The sequence below is a fragment of the Mucilaginibacter sp. UR6-1 genome, assembly GCF_020880975.1.
Classification (GTDB): Bacteria; Bacteroidota; Bacteroidia; order Sphingobacteriales; family Sphingobacteriaceae; genus Mucilaginibacter.
Genome location: NZ_JAJIWP010000011.1, coordinates 1 through 1,795, shown reverse-complemented (window position 1 = coordinate 1,795; position 1,795 = coordinate 1). Strand labels below are relative to the sequence as shown.

Below are 1,795 nucleotides of genomic sequence, written 5' to 3'. Positions count from 1 at the left end.
AGGGGCAGGTTAACAGTTTAAGGGGCGCTGTATATCATTATAACTATTACATCCTATCAGGCATCAGCCGGTCAGCTACAGTTGGCCGGCTTTTTTGTTTTGGGGCGGCTTCGCCCTTTCCTTTTGCTTGTAGCCCCACTTTCGCCATAGTTAACCGCTATAAGGCATAGCATTTACCTGTTACAGCCATGTTTTTGGTACCTGTTTTTGGTATGCGCCGGTTCAAAAAGTAGCCATATGGCTCTTATTGATCGTTTTTGAACTGTGGAATTCCACACTGTTTTCCACAGCCGCATTGCCCACTCCCGGGGTTTGAGGAAATTAATTCCACACCATTAAAGTTTCAGTTAATTTTTGATTGTTTTTCAATATGCTGATTATCAGCACTTTATTTTTCAAAAACCGCTTTCCCGCCATCTTTCTGCCGCTTGGATAACTTTTTGCCTGATGCTTTACAACTATTGATTTAAAAGAATTGCCGAAAGGTATAAATGTTCGAAAAGGTTAATTAAAAATAAAACAAAAGGAAATAACCGATCGGATAAATTAAAAATACAAACCCCTATTTAATTTAAACATTGAGAATCGTGAAAAAGCAAACTGTAAAGAACCTGATCTTAGCCCTGATGATTGTACCGATGCTGGTATCATGCAAAAAAACATCTGACCTTAACGGTGTGGATATGGATACCGACATCAAAGTGAACGAGCCCGCCCCGGTAGCGCTGCACCCTACAGCCACCGGCACACCGGTAACCATCACTGTTGACCAGGCACAGCAAAGCTACCAGATCCCGGCTAACTTTTTAGGTTTAAGCTACGAGACCAACAACTTGCTTTGGAGCAACAACCTGAACGGCAATACCGCCGCGCAGGTCCAGATGATCCGCAACCTGGGCGAAGGCGTACTGCGTGTAGGCGGCACCAGCAGCGGCAGGGTATACTGGACCAACAAGGCTTCTTCAAAAAACTCAAAGGTTGATTCACTGAACACCACGCAGATCGATGCCCTGGCTTCTTTCTCAAAAACGTTAGGCTGGCCGGTGATCTTCGGTCTTAACCTGGCCAAATACGAACCTGAGGCCCAGGCCAAACTGGCCAAATACGTAAGCAGCAGCCTGGGCAGCAGCCTGATGGCCTTCCAGGCCGGTAACGAGCCTAACGCTTTTGCTGAAGCGGGTTTCCGCAAACAGGGTTACAGCTCGGCTGATTTCCAGGGTGAGTGGAAAGGTTACTTTGACGCGGTGCGCAAACTTACCCCTAACGCCCCTTTCGCCGGTCCGGATGTGATCGGTGGTGCCGACTGGGTAAGCGCATTCGCCAACAAGTTCAAAAACAACGTGAACCTGATGACCGTGCACTACTACAACAACGGCCCTGCCAGCGACGAGTCGATCACTTACAAAACCATCCTGGAGCCTGATACCAAGCTGGGCAAATACCTGGACAAGGTGAACGAGGCTTCTGCCAAAAACGGTTTAAAGTACCGCCTGTCTGAGTGCAACAGCATCTTTAACGGTGGCGGCAAGCTGGGTGTGAGCGATGTGTTCGCCTCATCACTGTGGGCGCTTGACATGATGTGGACCGTAGCGGAGCACAACGGCCAGGGGGTTAACTTCCACAGCGGTTCTCAGCAAAACTTTACCGCTATCGCTACCATCAACGGTAAAACCAGCGCAAGGCCGGTATACTATGGCATGCTGGCCTTTAAATACGGTGCTGTGGGTGGCCGTGTGGTGCCGGTTAAAACTGCCGCTACTACGGTTAACCAGGCCGCGCATGCTGCCGTAAAGAA

1 protein-coding gene is annotated in these 1,795 nt (G+C 48.9%); it reads left to right on the top strand.

The window, feature by feature from the left end; translation table 11 throughout:
- Positions 1 to 587: 587 nt before the first annotated feature.
- On the top strand, positions 588 to 1,795 hold a 1,208-nt coding region (locus LJ707_RS20440), incomplete at its 3' end, for a hypothetical protein (protein ID WP_228954587.1).